The organism is Bradyrhizobium sp. 25ACV (assembly GCF_054863005.1).
In genome coordinates this window covers 1-241 of record NZ_JAVAYO010000186.1, presented here as the reverse complement: position 1 = coordinate 241, position 241 = coordinate 1, and the positions used below count along the sequence as shown (strand labels likewise).

Sequence of the window (241 nt, the reverse complement as noted above, 5' to 3'; positions counted from 1 at the left end):
CACTGTAAAAAAATCCATGCTAATATTTGCACACTATAGAAGTATGGATGGCCAAATGATTAATTCCTATTTACAACAAGCACAACTCAGTGCTGACACCCGTTTAATTTCAGCAGAGCTAACAGCGCTTGAGCAAGCACTTGCAAGCACTAGCTTGCCTGAAGTTCGCTGGCATTATCAAATTCCACAGTTAGGTGAGGGCGGAGCATGTAGTTTATTTGGTTATCTGCAAGATGAACCG

1 protein-coding gene is annotated in these 241 nt (G+C 41.9%); it reads left to right on the top strand.

Features of this window, described 5'->3' with window-relative positions; all coding sequences use genetic code 11:
- Positions 1 to 55 precede the first annotated feature (55 nt).
- Positions 56 to 241 (top strand): hypothetical protein (locus RAD04_RS39095; RefSeq protein ID WP_461628024.1); only part of this gene is annotated, 186 nt, incomplete at its 3' end.